This is a genomic window from Irregularibacter muris (assembly GCF_024622505.1).
GTDB classification, from domain to species: domain Bacteria; phylum Bacillota; class Clostridia; order Eubacteriales; family Garciellaceae; genus Irregularibacter; species Irregularibacter muris.
Genome location: NZ_JANKAS010000004.1, coordinates 82,884 through 105,603, shown reverse-complemented (window position 1 = coordinate 105,603; position 22,720 = coordinate 82,884). Strand labels below are relative to the sequence as shown.

At 36.9% G+C, this 22,720-nt stretch carries 21 protein-coding genes and 1 riboswitch; of the genes, 19 read left to right on the top strand and 2 right to left on the bottom strand.

The window, feature by feature from the left end; all coding sequences use genetic code 11:
- The first annotated feature begins 187 nt into the window (after window positions 1-187).
- From NSA47_RS06175 to NSA47_RS06105, 15 genes are all read left to right on the top strand, one after another.
- Window positions 188-868, top strand: coding sequence for a class I SAM-dependent methyltransferase (locus NSA47_RS06175; protein WP_257530083.1), 681 nt, complete (start codon window positions 188-190; stop codon window positions 866-868).
- Between the two features lie 93 nt (window positions 869-961).
- Window positions 962-1,420: a GNAT family N-acetyltransferase gene (locus tag NSA47_RS06170; RefSeq protein ID WP_257530082.1), complete on the top strand. Its 459-nt coding sequence runs from the start codon at window positions 962-964 to the stop codon at window positions 1,418-1,420.
- Between the two features lie 138 nt (window positions 1,421-1,558).
- The gene (locus NSA47_RS06165; protein WP_257530081.1) at window positions 1,559-2,416 is read left to right on the top strand and encodes a metallophosphoesterase; all 858 of its coding nucleotides are present in this window, start codon (window positions 1,559-1,561) and stop codon (window positions 2,414-2,416) included.
- Window positions 2,417-2,593: 177 nt separating this feature from the next.
- A complete protein-coding gene (locus tag NSA47_RS06160) occupies window positions 2,594-2,947 on the top strand; it encodes a carboxymuconolactone decarboxylase family protein (protein ID WP_257530079.1) in 354 nt (117 codons plus the stop codon).
- A 42-nt stretch (window positions 2,948-2,989) separates the two neighbouring features.
- Window positions 2,990-3,433, top strand: coding sequence for an OsmC family protein (locus NSA47_RS06155; protein ID WP_257530077.1), 444 nt, complete (start codon window positions 2,990-2,992; stop codon window positions 3,431-3,433).
- A gap of 133 nt (window positions 3,434-3,566) precedes the next feature.
- Complete coding sequence (lpdA, locus tag NSA47_RS06150) at window positions 3,567-5,276, top strand: dihydrolipoyl dehydrogenase (RefSeq protein WP_257530075.1); 1,710 nt, start codon at window positions 3,567-3,569, stop codon at window positions 5,274-5,276.
- Between the two features lie 38 nt (window positions 5,277-5,314).
- Window positions 5,315-7,015: a sigma-54-dependent Fis family transcriptional regulator gene (locus NSA47_RS06145; RefSeq protein ID WP_257530074.1), complete on the top strand. Its 1,701-nt coding sequence runs from the start codon at window positions 5,315-5,317 to the stop codon at window positions 7,013-7,015.
- 156 nt (window positions 7,016-7,171) lie between these two features.
- A complete protein-coding gene (locus NSA47_RS06140; RefSeq protein ID WP_257530072.1) occupies window positions 7,172-8,044 on the top strand; it encodes a putative RNA methyltransferase in 873 nt (290 codons plus the stop codon).
- Window positions 8,045-8,282: 238 nt separating this feature from the next.
- The gene (locus NSA47_RS06135) at window positions 8,283-9,305 is read left to right on the top strand and encodes a methionine ABC transporter ATP-binding protein (RefSeq protein ID WP_257530070.1); all 1,023 of its coding nucleotides are present in this window, start codon (window positions 8,283-8,285) and stop codon (window positions 9,303-9,305) included.
- Window positions 9,305-9,973 carry a methionine ABC transporter permease gene (locus NSA47_RS06130; protein WP_373370307.1) on the top strand — a complete coding sequence of 223 codons (669 nt, stop codon included), beginning with the start codon at window positions 9,305-9,307 and terminating at the stop codon, window positions 9,971-9,973. The genes NSA47_RS06135 and NSA47_RS06130 overlap by 1 nt, the downstream gene beginning before the upstream one ends.
- A 10-nt stretch (window positions 9,974-9,983) precedes the next feature.
- Window positions 9,984-10,832 (top strand): MetQ/NlpA family ABC transporter substrate-binding protein, encoded by an 849-nt coding sequence (locus NSA47_RS06125; RefSeq protein WP_257530066.1) that lies wholly within the window; start codon window positions 9,984-9,986, stop codon window positions 10,830-10,832.
- 51 nt (window positions 10,833-10,883) lie between these two features.
- The gene (locus NSA47_RS06120) at window positions 10,884-11,042 is read left to right on the top strand and encodes an LDCC motif putative metal-binding protein (protein ID WP_257530065.1); all 159 of its coding nucleotides are present in this window, start codon (window positions 10,884-10,886) and stop codon (window positions 11,040-11,042) included.
- A 101-nt stretch (window positions 11,043-11,143) separates the two neighbouring features.
- Window positions 11,144-11,326, top strand: a riboswitch (Lysine riboswitch).
- A 128-nt stretch (window positions 11,327-11,454) separates the two neighbouring features.
- Window positions 11,455-12,300, top strand: a complete 846-nt coding sequence (locus NSA47_RS06115) for a transporter substrate-binding domain-containing protein (RefSeq protein WP_257530064.1) — start codon at window positions 11,455-11,457, stop codon at window positions 12,298-12,300.
- 161 nt (window positions 12,301-12,461) lie between these two features.
- The gene (locus NSA47_RS06110) at window positions 12,462-13,229 is read left to right on the top strand and encodes an amino acid ABC transporter permease (RefSeq protein ID WP_257530063.1); all 768 of its coding nucleotides are present in this window, start codon (window positions 12,462-12,464) and stop codon (window positions 13,227-13,229) included.
- 14 nt (window positions 13,230-13,243) lie between these two features.
- A complete protein-coding gene (locus NSA47_RS06105; protein WP_257530062.1) occupies window positions 13,244-13,984 on the top strand; it encodes an amino acid ABC transporter ATP-binding protein in 741 nt (246 codons plus the stop codon).
- A 29-nt stretch (window positions 13,985-14,013) separates the two neighbouring features.
- On the opposite strand, the gene msrB is transcribed toward NSA47_RS06105, so the two are convergent.
- Window positions 14,014-14,463 (bottom strand): peptide-methionine (R)-S-oxide reductase MsrB, encoded by a 450-nt coding sequence (gene msrB / locus NSA47_RS06100; protein ID WP_257530061.1) that lies wholly within the window; start codon window positions 14,461-14,463, stop codon window positions 14,014-14,016.
- Window positions 14,464-14,687: 224 nt separating this feature from the next.
- Here msrB and NSA47_RS06095 point away from each other — a divergent pair, with 224 nt between their 5' ends.
- Together NSA47_RS06095 and amrS are read left to right on the top strand one after the other, a co-directional pair.
- Entirely contained in the window at window positions 14,688-15,593 is a 906-nt protein-coding gene (locus NSA47_RS06095) for an acetamidase/formamidase family protein (protein WP_257530060.1), read from the top strand.
- Window positions 15,594-15,814: 221 nt separating this feature from the next.
- On the top strand, window positions 15,815-16,657 hold the full coding sequence (amrS, locus tag NSA47_RS06090) for an AmmeMemoRadiSam system radical SAM enzyme (protein ID WP_257530059.1): 843 nt from the start codon (window positions 15,815-15,817) through the stop codon (window positions 16,655-16,657).
- Window positions 16,658-16,697: 40 nt separating this feature from the next.
- Here the strand turns inward: amrS and NSA47_RS06085 are convergent, their stop codons facing one another.
- The gene (locus NSA47_RS06085) at window positions 16,698-17,963 is read right to left on the bottom strand and encodes a putative manganese transporter (RefSeq protein WP_257530058.1); all 1,266 of its coding nucleotides are present in this window, start codon (window positions 17,961-17,963) and stop codon (window positions 16,698-16,700) included.
- Between the two features lie 184 nt (window positions 17,964-18,147).
- Between NSA47_RS06085 and NSA47_RS06080 the strand changes: the two genes are divergently transcribed.
- Window positions 18,148-21,843 (top strand): efflux RND transporter permease subunit, encoded by a 3,696-nt coding sequence (locus NSA47_RS06080; RefSeq protein WP_257530057.1) that lies wholly within the window; start codon window positions 18,148-18,150, stop codon window positions 21,841-21,843.
- 1 nt (window position 21,844) lies between these two features.
- A complete protein-coding gene (locus tag NSA47_RS06075; RefSeq protein ID WP_257530055.1) occupies window positions 21,845-22,453 on the top strand; it encodes a TetR/AcrR family transcriptional regulator in 609 nt (202 codons plus the stop codon).
- Window positions 22,454-22,720 lie beyond the last annotated feature (267 nt).

Genomic DNA, 22,720 nt, shown 5'->3' with positions numbered 1-22,720 from the left:
AACTATTGTACAGAATATATTCCCTATTTTCAAGATTATAGGAGTATGGAACAGAGCCAAGTAGGAAGGTAGATTTTTATTGATTTTTGCTTTGTAGATAATGGGGGAGGGAGAATAAATGGTATAATGATTTTAATTATATATTCCAGCGGGGGATTCAATGAAATAATCTTAGGAGGGATATTTTATGAGGGAGTATTATTTAGCATACGAGGAAAGGTATAAAAAAGTACATAGTGAGGGTTTCACGTGGTTTTCAGATATTCCAACACCAGAGTTATTAGAGTGGGTTGAATTCAATAATATTCCAATGGATGATGAGATTTGTGAAGTTGGATGTGGAGAAGGAAGAGACGCTTTATATTTAAGTAGTGAAGGCTACAAGGTAACAGCAGTTGATGCCTCGGAATCGGCAATCCTTAAATGTAAGGAACTGTCTAAAAAGAAAGGCGTAGTTGTGAATTGGAAGGTTGCCGATGCATTGTTTTTAAACAAGATGATTAAAAAGCAGTATAAGTGGGTGTATTCCATTGCTACATTGCACATGCTTGTTGAAGATAATGACCGCAATAAATTCTTAGATTCACTATTTAATATCCTTCAGCCAAAGGGGAAACTACTGCTTGTCAGTATGGGGGATGGAGAATCAGAGAAAAGGTCAGACACTTCTACAGCCTTTGAATTGCAAGAAAGATCCAATAATGTAGAGGGCAAAAAAATAATGGTTGCAGGTACTTCCTATCGAGGAGTAAATTGGGAATACCATAAGCATGAATTAGAAAGAGCAGGCTTCCAAATTGAGAAAGCAATAAATACTGAAAATCACGAATATGGCAATTGTATGACTGTTTATTTAAGTCGTGATTGATATGGCGTAATTTTCATTTTTCACAAAAGCAGAACACCTTCGGGAGATTTATAGGGATTTCATTTTATTTTTTAAAAGAATTGGAGGAAAAATATGTTTGAAGTTAGAAGAATTAAGCCAGAAATGACTTATACTATTAGACACCGTATTCTACGTCCACATCAGGCAATGGAAGACTGTAAATACGATACAGATAACCAAGATAGTGCATTTCATGTGGGAGCATTTTATCAGGGAAAACTGATAAGTGTGGCATCCTTTTGTGTTGAAAAGCATCACGATTTTCCTATTGAAAAGCAATATCGATTAAGAGCAATGGCCACCCTTGAAGACTTTCGAAAGTTAGGATCGGGAAGGGCATTAGTTAACCATGGGGAAAATTTATTAAAAGAACAGGGCATTGACTTTTTATGGTGCAAAGGAAGAACCACTGTGCAAGGATATTATAGTAAATTAGGTTTTAAAGCACACGGTGAAGTATTCGATTATCCGCCTATTGGCCCCCATATCATTATGTATAAGAAATTAAGCTTGAGCAAAGAAAACTGTTGAAAAAATATGCCTTGCATATTAAGGTAGTGGGCAGTCTTTATTTACCCTGTAGGAAAATGAATTGATATTTTTTATATTGTATGAAAATCGTCAATGTGAATAGGGCAGAAAATAGATTACAATCAGAGAGGACTATTTATGAAATACAAACCAAAATCAACAAAAATGCTTTTCTTATTTCTTTTCATCCTAGGAATAATAACATTTTTACTATGGCAAAATAATGCCATTGGGATAACAAATTATGAAGTTGCCAATCCCAAAATCCCTAAGGCTTTTCAGGGCTATAAAATTGTACACATTTCAGATTTGCACAATAAGGATTTTAAAGGAAAACTAAAGAAGAAGGTTAGGAAAATTAATCCCGATATTATCCTCATCACGGGAGATCTAATAGATAGAAGAAATACTAGAGTAGATATAGCCCTAGACTTTGCAAAGCAGATGGTGGACATCGCTCCCACATACTTTGTTTCTGGTAACCATGAAGAGTGGTCGGATCGATATCAAGAGCTAAGGGAAGGATTGGAAAAGGTGGGAGTACATCTTATGGATGACTCCTATAGGGTGTTAAGTCGAGAGAAAGAGAAGATTGGCCTTATGGGGATTGCCGATCCTGCTATTGGATTAAAGGAAGGGGAGTACCCTAAAGAAGAGAGCAGAGAGTATTTTCAAGAGGGTCTTACAAAACTTTTGGAAAAGAGCAATACCAATTTTCACATTTTGCTTTCCCATCGTCCGGAACAGTTTGAAGTCTATAGAGATAATAATATAGACTTAGTTTTTAGTGGACATGCCCATGGAGGACAAATTCGAATTCCCTTCGTTGGAGGCCTAGTTGCACCCAATCAGGGGTTATTTCCCAAATATACAAAGGGCATATATCATGAAAAGATTACCTCCATGGTGGTCAGCCGGGGACTAGGCAATAGTCTTTTTCCCCTTAGAGTGTTGAATCCTCCGGAAGTAATAGTGGTTACTCTGCATAACCAATAAAAAGCAAAGTAGGACAGAAAATCAATTTAGACATTTTTGCACATTTAGACAGTTATTGTACAAAAATATTTCATCGCTATTTTTATATCCCTTGGTGTTAGAGCATTATGGAATGTTAAACTTTTGGCATGATGCTTGCATTATATATTGTTAAATATAATACAAGGAGGCAATGCTATGAGCAGAAATCCAAGGGAAATGTTAAACGAGTTTGTAGGAGGATTAGACCAAGTAGGAGAAGAATCACCAGAATTTGTAGGGAGTTTTATGGGACTTTTGGGGGCAGCCTACCAAGAGGGAGCTCTATCTGTTAAGGTAAAAGAATTAATGAGTGTTGCCATAGGAGCCTATAATCGGTGTGAATATTGTATTGTTTATCATGTGTATAAGGCTTTTGAAGCAGGAGCTACCAAAGAAGAAATTATGGAAGCTGCTCAAGTAGCTGTGGCCTTTGGTGGTGGACCTTCCATGGCCTTTACTGTGTCCTTAGTAAAGGAAAGTATTGCAGAGTTTGAAAAGGATTTCCAATAGGGTACAATAAAAATATCAAAACAAACAATAGGAGGGATTTACATGGGTGTACATACGTTAAAGGCAAAAGTTAAACGGGTAAGTGGTTTGGAGGTAGAAGGAGAATCTAGAGGTTTTAAGGTAATTATGGATGAACCTATAGATGAAGGTGGCACTGATAAGGGCATGAATCCTATGGAAATGATTTTATGTGGGCTTGGAGGGTGTCAAACCATAGTCGCTTCTGCCTTTGCCGAATCCCAGGGCATTGACTTACAAGATTTTTGGGTTGAAATTGAAGGAGATCTTGATGTTGAAGGTTTTATGGGGCTTTCTGATGTAAGACCAGGATACCAAGAAATAAGATATACTATGCATATAAAGAGCAGTTCTCCAGAGGATAAAGTGAGAGAATTTGCGAAATTCATCGACTCTAGATGCCCTGTAGGGGATAGTCTAAAAAATACTGTTAATTTTGTAGAAACCGATGTGATTATTTCAAAATAAAAAGGGCTAAAGCCCTTTTTATTTTGAAATAGGAAAGTTGGTCTTGCTGGCAGGGACTAAACTTTTCTATATTCTTATCATGACGATAGTGGTTTTTCGATAATTATTTTTAAGAGATATGGGAGGAAAGTTCATGGAGTATAAAATAGATATGCCACAGATATCAGCTAAAATAAAAGAAGGTACAGTCAGAAAGTTGTACAAGAAAAAAGGGGATACTTTAAATTTAGGAGATGAAATAGTAGACATCACAGCAGGCAAGCTTAATCATACCATCATTTCAGAATATCAAGGGAAAGTTATAGATGTTTTGGTAGAAGAAGGTCAAAAATTGCCTATAGGTCAAGTCATTATCCTCGTAGAGGGAGAGAAAATTCAAGAAGAAGTTACTACATCTAATAAGGAAGAGAAACTTGGGCATGCAAAGGATTCCTCTAAAATAAAAAGAGAAAACCTAGAAACAGATATTGCAATACTTGGTGGAGGCCCCGGAGGATATGTAGCAGCCATAATGGCTTCCCAAAGAGGAGCAAAGGTAGTATTGGTTGAGAAAGAAAAGCTAGGGGGTACCTGCCTAAACCAAGGTTGCATTCCTACCAAGGCTCTAGTAAGAGCTTCAGAAGTTTATAAAACAGTAAAAAATGCTAAGGAGTTTGGTATAAATGTAGGGAGTACATCTTTAAATTACAAAAAGGTGAAGGAAAGAAAGGATCAAGTGGTAAAGCAGTTGGTATCTGGTATAGAGCATCTTATGGAACACAACAAAATCACTGTAGTAAAGGCCGAGGGGAAATTTAAGGATAAACATACTGTGGAATATAAGGGAAGCCATGCAGAAGGGATGATAAAGGCTGATCATATCATTATCGCCACGGGTTCAAAGCCAGGTTTGATTCCTATACCAGGAGCGGATAGCAAGAATGTCATGAACAGCAACGATTTTTTAAATATGGAAAGTTTACCCTCCAGCATGACCATTATTGGTGGTGGAGTGATAGGCATGGAGGTGGCTTTTATTCTCAATAACATGGGGGTTAAAGTAAATGTTGTAGAAATGATGGATAGAATTCTTCCTATGTGCGATGGAGATATTTCCCAAGAATTACAATCCATAGCTAAGGCAGAGGGCATTCATCTTTACACCTCCTCAAAGGTGACAAAAATCTTAGAACTGGATAATGGAGACAGTGTGGTAGTACTGGAACAAGAGGGAAAGGAAAAGGCTATATATTCCCACAAGGTATTTATATCCATTGGAAGAAGTCTAAATGTAGATAATATAGGCCTAGAAGAAGTGGGCATAGAATATAGTCCAAAGGGAATTGCTGTAAATGAACATTTGCAAACCAACATTCCCAATATCTATGCCATAGGGGATGTCAATGGGAAAATATTATTGGCCCATGTTGCCTCCCATCAAGGAATAGTAGCCGTTGAAAATATTTTAGGCAGGGAGGTTTCTACAGAGGATATCATTCCTGCAGGCATTTTTACTGATCCTGAAATTGCCTATGTGGGACTGACGGAGGAAGAAGTAAAGGCTAAAAATATCAAATATAAAGTTTCCAAATTCCCCTTTGGAGCCAATGGTAAGGCCCTATCCTATGGGGCAACAGAGGGTTTTGTTAAATTAATGTGTGAGGAGAAAACACAGAAATTATTAGGAGCTCATATTATAGGGGTGCATGCCACTGATCTTATTCCCCAATTGACCTTGGCCATTAGAAAAGGATTGACTGCTGAGGATATTGCTCAGACAGTCCATGCCCATCCCACAACGGCAGAAACCATTATGGAAGCAGCCCATGATCTTATGGGGCTACCTCTACACCATATGGGGTAGTATGTTATAATAAGAGCAAAAGCTTGTATGGAGGAATTATGGAAAAGTCATATTTAGTCAATATAAAGGTTAGGGACTGTGTGGATAAAAATTTTATCATGGTGGATCAGTATACAACCTTAGGGGAACTAAACCATGCATTACTTAATCATCGGGTGAGGGAAGCTGTAATCTCTGATGATCAAGAAAACTTAATGGGTATAGTCACCACTACTGACTTGACTAAGGGATATGCTAGGGGTCTACAGGATGACAATTTTACTTATGAAGTGATGAGCAAAAACCTTGTGACGGTTTCCCCTCAAGAGGATTTATTAGAGGTTAGAAGTTATTTAAGAAAATTAGGAGTGGGGAGAGCCCCAGTTGTAGATAAGGGAAAAATGATAGGGATGTTGACCACCATATCCATATGTGATGGTTTTTCCCAAAGATTAGATAGTGCGGTGGACTTTTTACATTCCATATTTAATGAAATGGATTATGGGGTCATCATCAGTGACAGTCAGGGGAAAATTCAGTATTTTAATTACAAAATCCAAGAGATATTTGCTCTAGAGCATAATTTACTTGATGGCCCCATAGGAAACCTACTAGATGGGGAAACCTATGGAAGAAGCAAAGAGAATGAAATCATTTTTGAAATAGAAAACCAAATGTTCACCTTGCATACCTCTGAGTTTGATATGGAGCGGAAAACCTATTTTTTGACAACCCTAAAGGATATTACAAAAACCAAAGAGCTTATACAAGAATTGGATAGGACCAAGAATAAACTAATCTATCTTGAAGATAAACTGCAAAGGATAAAGCAGGATAAGGTAAGTTTTGGCGCAATTAAAACCTCCAGTAGAAAGATGGAAAATGTGATTTCCATATGTAAAAGAGTAGCAAAAACCTCGGCGACTATACTCCTCTGTGGTGAAAGTGGCACAGGGAAGGAAGTTTTTGCCGATGCTATATACGAGAGCAGCCTTATCAGCCATAAACCCTTTATTAAGGTGAATTGTGGGGCTATTCCTTACAATCTGTGTGAAAGTGAATTTTTTGGATATGAAAAGGGGGCCTTCACGGGGGCAAGCAAGGAAGGAAAAATGGGTCTATTTGAGACAGCGAATCAAGGGACCATCTTCTTAGACGAGATAGGAGAACTTCATCTAGATATGCAAGCAAAACTTTTAAGGGTATTGCAGGAGCATTCCTTTTATAGGGTAGGGGGGACAAAACCTGTGCATATCCAGGTTAGGGTGATTGCCGCTACCAATAAAGATTTAAAAGAGATGGTAAAGGAAGGGAGCTTTAGAAAGGACCTATATTATAGATTAAATGTGATAAACATCAATCTACCTTCTTTACAGGAGAGAAGAGAAGATATTATTCCCTTAGCCAAGGATTTTCTTCATATGTATTCAAAGGAATATGATGTGGATATAAAGGCTATCCAGCCCAAGGTTATAGAATATCTCACCCATTATAGCTGGCCTGGCAATATAAGAGAACTCAAAAATGTCATGGAACGACTGGTTATTTTATCAGAGGAGGGCATTATCAAGGAAAAATTCCTGCCGGAAAGTGTGATTAATAGTCCCCAAGAGAATAATATTTTAGGAATAGAGGACGAAAAAGAACTTATCCAACGGGCAATTAAAAAATATAAATATAAAACTAAGGTAGCTGAGGCACTGAACATGCCTAGAAGTACCCTATATTATAAAATGAAAGCCTATAATATTGATTTGTAATAATAAATAGACAAAGAGTAGAACAACTTTTTGCCTTTTCTTGAGGAAAAGATTTGGAGAACAAGTTTTGTCATAAATAATAAGGACTTTCCCAATAAACAAGGAAGATAATATAATATAAATCATAATAGATAAGAAAGGTGTAATTTGGTTCCAATGAAGAAAAGAGAGAAAAGTGCCCAATATATGCAACAATACCAAGAAATTTTCCAGTGTCCTATTTGCATGGCAGATATGAAGATTGTAGACTTAAAGAGTTTAATATGCACAAATAATCATACCTTTGACGTAACGAAACAGGGATATATCAATCTGCTAAATAGCTCTTCAAAAACCAAATACAATAAAAAATTATTTGAATCCCGTAAAAGTATAGTAGATAGTGGATTATTTGTGCCCCTGCATGAAAGGATTAGTCAATTGATAGCCAATGGGGTAGGGGGAGAGGAAAGGATAAACATTTTAGACGCAGGTTGCGGAGAAGGCAGCCATCTTGCCTATATAAAAGACAATATAGATAAGAAGTTATCTACCGATGTGTTAGGTGTAGGTATTGATATCGCTAAGGAAGGAATTGTTGTGGCAGCCAGAAACCATATGGATTTTCTTTGGACGGTGGGGGATTTAGCCAAAACTCCCTTTCAGGAGAAGTGCTTTGATATTGTTTTGAATATTTTATCTCCTGCTAATTATGGGGAATTTAAAAGACTACTAAAAGACAATAGTATGGTGGTAAAAATCATACCCCAAAGGGAGTATTTAAAAGAATTACGGGAGATCATTTTAGAAGAATCTAGGGAAGAATCTTATAATAATGAGAGCATAGTAAAAAAATTTAAAGAAAATTTTAGGATTATGGAGAGGCACCCCTTAAGCTATATCTTCCCCTTAGATAAGTCCCTAATTCCGGAATTAATCCTTATGACTCCCCTATCGTGGAGTATAAAAGAAGAGAGTCTACAGGAATATTTAAAAACAGATTTAGACCACATTACTATTGATTTTGATATATTGATAGGTAAACCTTAAGAAAAAAATGAAAAAAAGAATAGATTTTGTTTACCCTCTACGATTAGAGTTTTCTCTAATTGTAGAGATTTTTTTTGTGATGAAAGGGACTTAGAAGGTTTACCATCTTTACCTTCTAAGTCCCTTTCATAAATTTTAGGGGAACAAAAAATTGTTGACAATTTGAGACTCATATTATAAAGTATAGTAAGTTGGTAGGAATACATGGAATTAAAGTGATGAAGGAAGGGGGAGAAGGATGATTCAATTGCTTGATGTCAGTAAAACCTTTGAGAGTAAGGCGGGAAAGGTACATGCTCTAAAGCATGTGAATATGACCATTGAAGAGGGAGATGTTTTTGGGGTTATTGGATTTAGTGGTGCCGGCAAATCCACCTTAATTCGTCTAGTAAATGGATTAGAAAAGCCTACTAATGGAAGGGTGTTTGTAAAGGGGCAGGAAATGGGAGAACTCCCTAAATCTCATCTTAGAAAGATGAGGAAGGAAATCGGTATGGTTTTTCAACAATTTAATCTCCTAAACGCTAAGACAGTTTATGCGAATGTTGCTATGCCCTTAGTTTTAGATAAGATACCAAAGCAAGATATCCAAAAACGTGTGATGCGATTATTAGAATATGTAGGATTGGAAGATAAAGCAGATGCATACCCCAATGAATTGTCTGGGGGGCAAAAGCAAAGAGTGGGAATTGCAAGGGCACTGGCTACAAACCCAAGCATTTTATTATGCGATGAGGCTACTAGTGCTTTAGATCCTAAAACCACTTTATCTATTCTAGAATTATTAAAAAAGATTAATCATGAATTGAATATCACTATTTTAATCATTACCCATGAAATGAATGTCATTAAGAATATCTGCAACAAAGTGGCTGTTATGGAAGATGGAGCAGTTATCGAGGAGGGAAAGGTCATTGATGTTTTCGGAAATCCTCAAAAGGAAGTGACAAAGGATTTTGTGAAAACAGTTATTGACGATACTCTTCCAGAGGGAATGATGAAAAAATTAAAAAGGGATAGGTCCAATAGCTCGATTCTAAGGCTAAAAACCATAGGTGATTATGGAAAAAACGCTCTATTATCGGAGATCAACAAGGAATTTGATATTACTACCCATATTCTATTTGCCAGTGTAAGCGAATTAAGGGAAAATACGTTGAGTATTGTGATTGTGGAAATAGAGGGAACACCTATTGAGAGAGAAAGAGCTCTTGCTCATATTCAATCAAAGGGAATACTCTATGAAAGGATGGAACTATGATGGGATTTAAAGATTTATTGGGAATTACTCCAGACAAACTAATTTTATCCATTCAGCAAAGCATCTATATGATAGGAATAGCCTTGCTTATTGGTGCCCTCATAGGAATTCCCCTAGGAATACTATTGGTTCTTACAAAAAAGGATGGCCTATTGAAAAATACGCTATTATTTTTTGTTTTGAATAATGTAATTAATATCATCCGCTCTATACCCTTTGTGATATTACTTATATTTATCATGCCAATGACCCGAGCTTTAATGGGTACGACCATAGGTTCCAACGCGGCTATTGTGCCCCTTGTGGCCTATATCAGTCCCTATATAGCTAGATTGGTAGAAAATTCCTTGCTAGAGGTAGACAAAGGGATTATAGAAGCAGCGGAAGCTATGGGAGCAACTACATTTCAAATCATATGGTATTTTTTATTGCCAGAGGCTTTAGGATCCTTGATATTGGCCCTAACCACAGGAACTATTGGCTTAATAGGTGCTTCTGCAATGGCAGGGATTATAGGGGGAGGGGGAGTAGGAGATTTAGCATTGACCTACGGATATCAAAGAATGAATACTCCCCTTATGGTTGTTACGGTGATTATTTTGGTCGTTTTTGTACAAATTATTCAAAGCCTTGGAAATTACTATTCAAGGAAGATTAGAAAAAACTAGGAGGGAAAACATGAAAACAATAAAGAAATCATTTATTCTATTAATGTCTTTAGTTTTACTATTGGGGATTATTACAGGGTGTGGACAAAAAACAGAAACAACAGCGGATAAGGATCAAGCCACAAAAAAAGAAATTACAGTGGGAGTATCCCAGGGTCCTTATAATGTTTTATTCGATGAGGCGGTAAAACCCATCTTGGAAAAACAGGGATATACAGTAAAATCAGTAGAGTTCCAAGACTTACTCCAATCTGAAATTGCTCTTAATAACAATGAGATAGATTTTAATGTGGCTCAACATACTGCCTATGCAGAAAATTTCAATGAAGCCCATGATGGTCGTTTAGTCGCTATTACCCCAATTCCCACTGTACCAGCAGGGATATTTTCGGCCACCAATACATCTGTTGACCAGATTGAAGAAGGTGACAAAATAGCTATTCCCAATGATGCTTCCAATGCAGCTAGAGCATATGCTTTACTACAAAAAGCTGGGTGGATTAGCTTAAAAGAAGATGTTGAATTATTAACAGCCAGTGTAGATGATGTAATTGAAAATCCTTATAACCTTGAATTTGTAGAAATGGAATCTTTAAATATACCCAGAGCTTTACAGGATTTTGATTTTGCTGTTATTACGGGTTCCATTGTCTATAATGCAAAAATAGATACATCCACAGTATTATTGCAAGAAGATATTTTAAAACATCTAGAACTCGTGGTGGTTGTAAATGAAGAGGATAAAGATACCCAGTGGGCAAAGGATATTGTAGAGGCCTATCATTCAGATGAGTTTAAGAAATACATGGAGGAAAATAATTCCGATAACTTTTGGTATGTACCGGATGAGTTGAAATAATAGAGAGTATTTTATAAAAATAAACCCAATGTAAAAGAGGGAAAAGAAAAAATGAAAAAGTGGTTTAGTCATTTTTTAAAAAAATTAGAACAGGCCAATAAAGAAAATTTTGGGAGTGAAAGAATGGACTGTTGTGCAGTCAATCAAAAGAGTAACCATGATAGAAATACAAATAAAGGGAAACAAACCAAGGATAGAAATTTTCAATAAAAGAAAAGTTCTCTATTCTCTTGCAAAAAACATTTGACAAAATAAAACAAATGTGCTAGTATAAGTCACAATAAATAAAATATTGAAATCCTCATCCTTCTGGGTGAGGTAGAGGCGCGGTATCTATGAGTATCTATATCGAGGTTGGAAGCCAATGACCTATAGAGAAAGGAGCCACCGCCGAAGTGTCAGACACCAAAATCTGATGCTGGGTCTATATCGAATAGGTATAGGACTGACGTCATGGTATTTGCTCAGTACTTTGATGTTGTGCTATCTCACATTGAGCCAGGAAGGAGGAGAGAGGATACCTAGCTTTGCTATAGGCATATCATCACCTAACAAATCCTGTTAGGTGTTTTTTATTTTTAAGGGATGATTATTCGAATAAAGATTAAGGAGAGAATGTAAAATGAAAAAAAGATTATGGGTATTGACCACTATAGTATTATTGGCCATGACAATATTTGCAGGCTGTGGCTCTAGTCCAGCAGATACTTCGGAAGCAGGAAATGAAGCCAGTGATGATGTTTTTAGAGTCGGACTGGAAGCAGGATATGCACCCTTTAACTGGACACAAATCGATGATTCCAACGGAGGAGTACAAATTGAAGGCAGTGCAGAATATGCAGGGGGATATGATGTAGAAATAGCGAAAAAGATTGCAGAGGGATTAGGAAAGGAATTAGTCATTATAAAGACCGAATGGGATGGATTGACTCCTGCATTAACTTCTGGAAAAATTGATGCCATTGTTGCAGGGATGTCTCCTACAGCAAAGAGAGCAGAAACCGTTGATTTTTCCGATACTTATTACAAATCAGATTTGGTCATGGTTGTGAAAAAGGGAGGAGCTTATGAAGGTGCTACTTCTCTAAAGGATTTCAAAGGAGCAAAGATCACTGCTCAATTAAATACTTTTCATTATTCCGTTATTGATCAAATTGAAGGCGTCATACAGGAGACAGCTATGGATAATTTTCCTGCCATGAGAGTGGCCCTAGAATCTGGTATGATCGATGGATATGTATCCGAACGTCCAGAGGGAGTCAGTGCAACCGCTGCCAATGAAAACTTTGCTATGGTAGAATTTACAGATGGATTTAAAACCTCTGATGAGGATACGGCCATTGCTGTAGGTCTCCCCAAGGGAAGCACTTTAACTGAAAAAATAAATGAAATATTAGCAACCATTTCAGAAGATGAACGCACGACCCTTATGGATGAAGCCATTAAAAATCAGCCATCGTCAAATTAAAGAAGCTATAAAATAGAAGGTAAGCCTGAGTATCAGGAAAAGAGATCGAAGATAAGAAAGAGCTATGCCTATTATCAGAGTACTTACCTATAGGAAAAAAATCAGAGAAAAAGAATCTTAGGATGTCCATAGATTTTGTAGAGTTTTAGAGGAGGGACGACATGACTTATGAGTGGTTGGTAAGAATTTTGGCGGATTATTGGCCTATGTTTTTACGAGGAGCTGGAGTGACATTATTTATTTCCATAATTGGTACCATCCTGGGAACAATTATAGGTTTATTAACGGGAGTTATACGTACAATCCCTATGCCGGAAAGAGGAGGGAAAAGAATCTTATTAAAGTTTCTCAATATCCTTCTCAGTGCATATATAGAATTTTTCCGAGGGACTCCAATGATTGTGCAGGCTATGGTGTTTTATTATGGCTCAGCACAGTTCTTAGGTATTCACATGGATAAATTGGGGGCGGCAATTTTTATTGTATCCATTAATACGGGAGCCTATATGGCAGAGATTGTGCGGGGAGGAATTATTTCTGTCGACCGGGGACAATTTGAAGCAGCTCAAGCCATAGGGATGAATCATGTGCAAACCATGAAAAATGTAGTATTACCCCAGGTAATTCGTAATATCTTACCTGCCACCGGTAATGAGTTTGTAGTCAATATTAAAGATACCTCAGTGCTAAATGTCATCTCGGTATCAGAATTATATTTCCAGACTAAATCCATTGCAGGAAATAATTTTAGATATTTTGAAGCATTTTTTATCACAAGTATTATTTATCTTGTGATGACCTTTACTGTGACGAGAATTCTTCGTGGGATTGAAAGAAAGCTGGATGGTCCAGAAAATTATAATCTTATTGGAAATCAAATGCAGGTGCAAAGACCGGAGGATAGATTGCGCAGGGAAAATAAAATGTAGAGAGGAGGGTGACCATGGAAAGAGTAATCGACATACAACATTTAAGTAAGACCTTTGGAAACAACCAAGTTCTGAAGGACATTAATTTCTCAGTGAACAAAGGAGAAGTAGTTTGCGTCATTGGATCCTCAGGATCTGGAAAGTCCACTCTTCTTCGTTGCATCAATCTTTTGGAAAAACCCAGTGGTGGAGCAATTATTTATAATGAAGAAAATATATTAAAGGATGAACATGATATCTATAAATACCGAACAAGGCTTGGCATGGTATTTCAGCAATTTAATTTATTTAATAATCATGATGTATTAAGCAATTGTACCATAGGACAAAGAAAAGTATTGGGTCGCTCTCAGCAAGAGGCAGAAAAAGTTGCCATGAAGTATTTGGAGGTTGTAGGGATGGCTCAATATATCCACGCCAAGCCAAAACAATTATCGGGAGGACAAAAGCAAAGGGTAGCCATCGCTAGGGCACTTTCTATGGAACCAGATGTTATGCTTTTTGATGAACCCACCTCCGCCCTTGATCCTGAAATGGTAGGAGAAGTCCTAAAAGTCATGAAGCAACTTGCCCAAAGCGGTCTTACCATGATGGTAGTCACCCATGAAATGGGCTTTGCCAAAGAGGTGGCGGATCGTGTAGTGTTCATGGATAAGGGAGTTATTGCGGAGGAAGGAAATCCAGAACAAATCTTCAACCATCCAACCCAGGAAAGAACCAAACAATTTTTAAAGCGTATATTAAATAAAGGATAGAGTAATTTATCATACTCTATCCTTTATTTTTATTCAAATAGTTTTAAATACTCTCCATAACCCTCTTTTTCTAGATCTTCCTTTTTTATAAATCGCAAAGAAGCACTATTAATGCAATATCTCATGCCTCCCTTATCCCTTGGCCCATCAGGGAATAGATGCCCCAGATGGGAATTTCCATACTTGCTTCTTACTTCGGTTCTCCTCATGCCATGGCTGGCATCTGATTTCTCTACAATATGCTCATCGTGAATACTTTTATAAAAACTAGGCCATCCACAACCGGCATCATATTTATGCTGGGAACTAAATAGTGGCTCTCCTGATACGATGTCTACATATATTCCCTCTGCCTCAAAATTCCAAAAATCATTATCAAAGGGTCTTTCAGTAAAATCATTTTGGGTAACATCATATTGAAGAGGAGAAAGTTTTTCCTTTAATACTGTTTTATCAGGTTTTTTATATTTCTTATCCATTGGTTTCCTCCATTCTATTGGAAATTTATTGCCTGATTAACCTTATGGAATATTATACCCATTTAGTAGATATTTCAATTATTCATATATTTTCCTATGGAAATGGGTAAAGGGGAATTCATAGGATTTTAAAGGAATTTTAAGAAAGAAAATAGAAGTTAAAGAGAGAATAAGGATTAAAAGCATTCATATAAATTTAGATAAAAGCGAAAAGGAGGAAAAAAATGAAAATAATAAAGGGGAATAATGTAATCTTTTCTTTTAAGCCTAAAATGGAGCCAGTACAAAAGGTTAATCCCAAGGAAGTTTTTAAAGTGATAACCAATGATTGTTTTTATGGACAAATATCTTCCGAGGAGCAAACATTGGACACCTTAGATTATTCCAGGGTTAACCCTGCCACAGGACCAATATTCGTAGAAGGGGCAGATCCAGGGGATTTATTAAAAGTTAAAATTCTTAAGATTGATATTCACTCCCAGGGGATTGGACTTACTATGGGGGGACAAGGGATTTTAGGGAATAAAGCCACAAAAACAGTGACCAAAATTCTTCCTATAGAAAATGGACATTGTAGGTTTAATGATATTTATCTTCCTATTAAACCTATGATTGGGGTTATTGGGGTAGCTCCCTCCCAGGAGGAAGGAGAGTTTATTACGGCTACTCCTTGGAAACACGGAGGAAATATGGATACTACAGATATTTGTGAGGGGTCAACCCTGTATTTCCCTGTAGTGCAAGAAGGCGCTCTTTTGGCCCTAGGTGATTTACATGGGGTGATGGGGGATGGAGAGGTATGCTTTACGGGATGCGAAATTGGTGGAGAAGTTATTTTACAGGTAGATGTGATAAAAGGCAAGACAACTACTTGGCCTCTATTAGAAACCATAGATTCGACCATGATAGTGGGTTCAGGAAAAACCTTGGAGGAAGCTGCTGAAGCCGCAACTGATCAAGCGGTTGAGCTTCTGAAAAAAGGTCTTGGTCTACCATGGGAAGAGGCCTATATATTAGCCAGCATTTCCATGGACTTAAAAATTAGCCAAGTGGTTAATCCCAATAAAACCATAAGAGCAGCTATTCCAAAAACGATATTGCCCACTGAATTATTAATTCAATCCATATAGTTAAGTAAGAGCTATAGTAAATAAGTGGATAAAGGAGTACACTTATTTACTATAGATAAAGAAATTTCTACCTCCTCTAATCATTAGAGACAAAATAAAAGTCAATAAACGCGGGGATTTATCTATCCCAAGGAGGAGTTAAAGAACAAAAAAACAAAAAGGGATTTTTAGGATAAAATTGGGAACCCTATAGAAAATATAGTTTTTAGGTAGGTGAATCTATGAGAGAAGCAATGTTTTATGAAAAGAAAGAGGATTATATTCATTGTTATCTTTGTCCCCATCATTGTCAGATAAAAGAGGGGAATAGGGGGCGTTGTAATGTGCGCAAGGTCATTGATGGAAAGCTTTACTCCTTAAACTATGGGGAAGTTTCCGCAATGTATGTAGATCCTATTGAGAAAAAGCCTTTAAGGGATTGGATGCCCGGTAGTGAAGTTTTATCCTTTGGGAGCTTTGGATGCAATTTTCATTGCCAGTTTTGTCAAAACCATAATATTAGTATGGAAAGACCCATGACCATGCCTACTACCCCTGGGGAAATTGTGGATAGGACTTTAGAGTATAAAGTACCTTCCATTGCCTATACCTATAATGAACCTACTATTTTCTATGAGATGATGTGGGATGTGGCAAGATTGGCGAAAAAGAACAATCTTAAAAATGTGCTCATTACAAATGGATATATAGAAAAAGAAGCCCTGATTCATCTTTTACAGAGCATAGATGCTATGAATATTGATCTTAAAACCTATAGTGATGACATCTATAAAAAAATGGGGGGCCACTCTGTTTCTAATATTTTGCATACAATAGAAGAAGCTTCCCAAAAATGTCATGTGGAAATATCTCTACTTATTGTACCGGGGATTAACGATGATTTGAAGCAGATACAAGCATTATTTGATAGGTTAAGAGAAATAAACAGTGACTTAGTACTGCATATTTCTAGGTATTTTCCCATATATCATTATCATGAGGATCCTACAGATATAGACCTCATGAAAAGAATACAGGAAAAAGCCTTAACATATTTTGAAAAAGTTTATTTAGAGAATGTATAATCATAAAGATGGAGGCATTGTCCTCAAAATAAAATTTGGCCTATGCAAATAGGCCAAATTTTATTTCCAGCCAATAGACAATGATTCCCATGATTAGGGCGGGGATAGTGTTGAACACTGTAGCCCAAAAGGAAGACCTCTTATCAATAGCCAATAGGGGAAATAGAGCATCTCCATCTTGAGAAATAGCATTGGCCAATAGGGCAGCAAAGGGAACCATACCTTGGGTGTACAGTGTAACAAAAATAATTTGAGGTCCACAGCCAGGAATAATGCCGATTGCTGTACCTATTAAAACAGCTAATAAGCCTGTAGAAGTTAAAAAGCCTGTAATCAAGGTTTCACCAGCGGCATAACTTCCACCCCCTAGGCCTAATACCATAAAATTATAGACCAAATAGGCTACAAAGACCCATGTACCTACAAAGGCAGTTTCCTGAGCATTGTGAATTAATGTTTCTTTTAAAGACATGGCCTTCATCTCGACTTCCTCATGGGTATCATCTTGGAGAAATTTTTTTCCCATCACCATCATGAATATGGAAAAGAGGATTCCTATAATTCCTAACATAGTACCCAAATGAGGAATAGCCAATTCATTTAATTCAATTTGCATCAAGTCTAAAATTCCAAAGACTAAGCCAATGGCTATGAGAATCCAATAAGCAATATACCCTTGATGAGTGAACTTATAACCAAAGGTATTGGGATTTTGGTGACCTTTTATTTCATGATGAAGAATGAGATCAATTTCATCTCCTTCATGATGACCAATATGTTTTACTAACTCTGTATTACCTTCCACAATTGGATGGCCCTCTAGGTTTTGTGCACTATGGTCCATATTTTTATGAAGTTCCTCTGATTCTTTTCGATTTTTCAATTTTATCTTTTTGAGAAGTCTATCTCCAAAATTAAAATAATCCACAATATATCCTGTGATAATGGCAGCAATAAAGGAGAATAGACTGACTAAAATATACTTCCCTGGCATTATCGTCATAATGACAAAGGCCGAGTCCCCCATGGTGGCGATTAAAGTGGCTACTACTGTTCCAAAACTTACGACGCCAGCGGGAAATAGGGGCATGACAAAGATAGCTCCACCACATCCCGGAGTCAATCCCAGCAAAGCCCCTATGATCGGTTGTATGCTTTTTGATTCTTGGATGACCTTTACCAGTTTACCGGACTGGGAAAAATTGATATAACCAAATATGATGAGCACTGCTCCTACAAAGGCAGTTACCTCTATAAAAGCACTTTGGGCACTATCGAAAATAACTTGTAAGATTTCACTGGCCATATGCTTCACTCCCTTTTTATTATATTCAAGACATAATATATTCTAATACCCATAAAAGAGCAATACAAAACAAATAACTTAGAGCACCGTTTACTCGGTGGCCTCTTCATTGACAAATGATAAAGATCAGGATATTATATGAAGGTGACCGACCAGTCGGTCGGAAAGATAGGGAGGCGTATACATGTTAGCAAAATATAGCGTAAAAAAACCTTTCACAGTCTTTGTGGCTGTGATTTTAGTACTTATATTAGGTACTATTTCCTTTATGAATTTGAAAACAGACTTATTACCCAGCCTAGATTTACCTTATATGGTAGTCATGACACCCTATCCCGGGGCCAGTCCAGAAGAGGTGGAAATGGTAGTCACCAAACCAGTGGAGCAGATTTTAGCTACCACAAGTAATATCAAGAACATAAATTCCATATCCGATGAAAATTCCTCCATGATTATTTTAGAGTTTGACAACAATGTGAACATGGATTCTGCAATTATTGAGGTAAATAGCAGTTTAGATTTGATTAAAGCAAATTGGAATGACGAGGTCGGTACGCCTAGCATCATCAAAATGAATCCAGATATGTTGCCCGTGATGATCTCGGCAGTGGACGTCAAGGGAATGAATGTTTCAGAGGTATCCAAGCTAGCCAGGGATAGCATTATACCTGAACTAGAGAGCGTAGAAGGTGTGGCTTCTGTAACTGGACAAGGATTAGTAGAAGATAGCATAGAAGTAAAGATTAGCTCAGATAAGATCGAAAATTTAAATAAGAAGATTTTAAAGAACATAGATAGTGAACTTTCCAAGGCTGAAAGTCAATTATTAAAAGCCAAAGAGGAAGTGAATCAGGGTCTATCCCAATTAAAATCTGAAGAGAAAAAGCAAAGTGCTAAACTAGCCGAAGGAGAGCAGGCTTTAGATTTAGCTAAGTCTGAAATGGAAAAGGCAGAAACACAATTAAATACTGCAGAAAGAGAATTAAAAGAAAAAAAGAATCAAGCCGAAACAGCTCTTACTGCATTAGAAATGATCCTAAGTGGGAAAGCTGATCTTGGGGATTTAGAGGATAGACTCACCCAAGAACAAAAGCAAGAATTACAGGGCATTGTAAATCAAGGAATTTCCCAATTAAAAGCGAAAAAAGATGAATTAACAGCCGCTGTAGTTGAAATGGATAAAGGTTTAGAAGAAATAAAATTACAAAAAGCTACTTTAGCTTCGAAAAAGAATGAAGTTGGAAAGCAAGAAGAACAACTAAAACAGGGTAAAGCCACCCTAGATACAGAAATGAATAAGGCTAAAGTAGAATTGGAAAAAGGCCAATCTACCATCGAAGACAACTTAGCAAAGCTAGATGATTCTAAAGAAGAAGCTTTCAAAAAAGCAGATTTAGAAGGGATGATCACAGAAGATATGATCGGAGGCATCTTGACTGCCCAAAACTTTTCTATGCCTGCTGGTTATGTATCCGAAGATGGAATTGATTATCTTGTAAAAGTTGGAGATAAAATAGGCACAGAACAGGAAATCGGTCAGCTTCTTTTGTTTGATACCAAAGTAGATAGTGTAGGCAAGGTATATTTAAAGGATGTAGCAGATATCCAAAACACAAACAATGCCGAAGAACTATATGCCAAAGTCAATGGAAAGGATGCAGTAATTTTAAGCTTTCAAAAGCAAAGCAACTACTCTACTGCTGAGGTAAGTAAAAGCATTAGGGAAAAAATAAATGAAATGACTGATAAAGATCAAAATCTTACCATAAGCAATTTAATGGATCAGGGAATATATATTGATATTGTAGTGGATTCAGTATTAAGCAATTTAATTTATGGAGGAATTTTAGCCATAGCCATTTTATTACTGTTTTTGAGAGATATAAAACCTACCCTCATTGTTGCCCTATCTATACCCATTAGCTTAGTTTTTGCTATTGCCATGATGTACTTTACCGGGGTAACCATTAACATCATTTCCCTGGGAGGATTAGCTTTGGGAGTAGGTATGCTGGTAGATAACTCTGTGGTGGTTATTGAAAATGTCTATCGATTAAAAAACAATGGATTATCCTCCTACCAAGCCTCTATCGAAGGAGCCAAGCAAGTATCGGGAGCTTTAGCAGCCTCCACCTTAACCACTATAGCGGTATTTCTACCTGTGGTTTTCACCAATGGCATATCCAGACAAATATTTACCGACATGGGATTGACCATTGCTTATTCTTTGATTGCCAGTCTTATTGTAGCCTTAACTTTAGTGCCTGTCATGTCTTCTACTATTTTTAAAAACTTAAAGGACAAAGACCATAAGTTTTTTGATAAAATAGTAGCTTCCTACGAAAGGATACTAAAAACAGCACTACAACATAAATTTATTGTTATGATTCTTGTAGTGGCATTACTTGGAGCCAGTGTATTTTCAGCCTTTACCATGGGTACGGCCTTTATTCCAGAGATGGAAGGCGCAGAAATGTCTGTAACCATCGAAATGGATAAAGACAGCACCTTTAAGGATAGGACCGACATGACCAATACTGTGGTAGATAGAATAATGGAAATTGAAGGAATTGAAACCATAGGAGCATTTTCAGGGGGGACTATGGGTGGCATGGGCTCTGGTGGTGGCGAAAATATGTCCCTATATATCTTGTTAGAAGAAAATAAGACCCTCACCAATAGAGAAATTGAAAAAGAAATACAGGATAAAACAAAGGATTTAGAGGCAGACCTTGTTGTAAGCACTTCAAATATGAATATGGGAGCCATAGCAGGAGAAGGCATCCAGGTGATAATAAAAGGAAATGAAATTGATCAGTTAAGAGAAATATCCCATGATATAGCGGATATATTAAAGGGTACAAAAGGAACTACCGAGATTGAAACAGGTTTTGAGGAAAATGCTGTAGAGATAAGAATTACCGTGGATAAAGAAAAAGCTATGGAAGAAGGCCTTACCGTTGCCCAAGTTTATTCCCAGATAAGTAAGTTGATCTCAGAAGGGAAGACGGCTACAACCATCAATACCGATAATAAAGAATATCCAGTCGTTGTGGTAAATAGTAAAAATGAAAATATCCTTCCAGAGGATTTAGAAGATCTGGAAATGACTATAGAAAAAGAGGGAGAAAGCAAATCTATTAAAGTAGGAGATATTGCTAAGATAACCCAAGTCCAAGGTTTATCTTCTATTCGAAGAGAAGCCCAGGAAAGATATGTTTCAGTAGCAGCCAGTATTGCTTCTGATCACAATATAGGTCTAGTGAGTAGAGAATTTGAAAGTAAGTTAAAGGACTATGATGTTCCTGAAGGATACAAAGTAGAACTTTCCGGGGAAAATGAAACCATCAATGATACCTTAAAGGACCTTATTTACATGATTGGATTGGCCATCGTCTTTATCTATTTGATTATGGTAGCCCAATTCCAATCCCTATTATCTCCCTTTATCGTGATGTTTACCATTCCCTTAGCCTTCACAGGAGGACTCCTGGCCTTATGGATAACAGGAAATGAAATCAGTATGATTTCTATGCTTGGATTTTTAGTATTAAGTGGAGTAGTGGTGAACAACGGTATAGTATTTGTGGACTACACCAATCAATTAAGGAAGAATGGATTAGGAAAAAGGGAAGCCCTTATAGAAACAGGAAAAGTCAGATTGCGCCCCATCCTAATGACGGCCATCACCACCATCCTTGGTTTATCCACTCTAGCCTTTGGTGTGGGCATGGGTGCCGAAATGCTACAACCTTTGGCCATTGTAGCCATAGGAGGATTAACTTACGCCACTATCCTTACTCTATTTGTAGTACCTGTGATGTATGATGTATTTCATAGAAATAAAAAGAGCATAAACAATAGGGATGAGGAAGAATAAAATGTCGGAAATCAAATATTCTGAAAAGGAAAAGGCCATTTTAAATGGCATGATTAACTTAATAAAAAGCGGAGCCAATCCTTATCTAGTCAAGGTCTCTGATATAGCAAAGTCTGCTGGAGTAGGGAAGGGAACCATCTATGATTATTTTCAGACAAAAGAGGAGGTCATTCTAAAGGCTATGCTTTTAAATATCAGCAATGAAATAGATTTGCTAGCCAAAAGAATTGACGCCAAAAGTAGATTTAAAGAAAAGTATTATGAAGTATTAAGTAGTATTGTAGAGAACTTGCAAAACAAGTTTTCTACATTTAACATTCTCATTTCATCGGGGAAACTACCAGAATTTAAAGATAACCATATGCAAGGCAATCACCATTGTTCCTCCCACCGCAACAGGATTGAGGCCATAATTGATCAATTATTGTCTGCGGGTTATAAGGAAGGTGCGATTAAAGATATTGAGTCCAAAGCTTATCAAAGAATGGTAATGAATGGTTCCTTATTTGCCTTTGGAAATTATCTAACCATGCAAAAACATTACCCGGGGATCAGTTTACAAGAGGCCATGGATTATTCTTATAAAATCATCATGAAATCTTTAAACTAATCCATTATATCTAGAGGGGAAGAAGGTGCCCCCTGAATAAAAAATACTAGATAAAGGGTTAGGCTGAATGAGCCTAACCCTTTATTTTGTTGAAAAAGTCCTATTTTGTGTCATTCTGAATGTAGCGTAGCCAAGAACTTTAATGGAGCTTAAATGCTAGATTCTTCCCTATGCTCAAAATGAAAAATTCAGGAATTTTGCTTTATAGATCGCAGATGCTTTCTTAGATTCTATTTAAAGAGGAAATTTTTAATACCAAGGATATGA